At 83.1% G+C, this 254-nt stretch carries 1 pseudogene; it reads right to left on the bottom strand.

Features of this window, described 5'->3' with window-relative positions:
• Window positions 1–254, bottom strand: a pseudogene (locus KVT45_RS55440) (FAD/NAD(P)-binding oxidoreductase); the annotation flags it as partial.

The raw sequence follows: 254 nt of genomic DNA, 5'->3' as shown, positions 1-254 counted from the left end.
CACCCCGTGTCGCAGCAACCGGGCCGCGTAGCCGGCGCCTCCGGGGAGCTTGGCCGGCTGGGCGGCCCGCGCCGGTGAGCGCCGTACGAAGGCCCGCGGGCCGGCGGAGTCCACCAGGGCCGCCACCCGGGCGCCCGCCGCCGCGAGCCCGGTCGCGACCGGCACCAGCAGCGGTCCGGTGCCGGCGACGACCGCCCCTCGGCCCCGCCGCACCAGTCCGCCCCTCAGACTGGCCTGCGCCCCGCCCCCCCGGG

Origin of the sequence: Streptomyces sp. GbtcB6 (genome assembly GCF_019091475.1) — a bacterium.
In the GTDB taxonomy this organism is placed as follows: Bacteria; Actinomycetota; Actinomycetes; order Streptomycetales; family Streptomycetaceae; genus Streptomyces; species Streptomyces hyaluromycini.
This window is presented reverse-complemented; position numbering and strand designations above follow the sequence as displayed.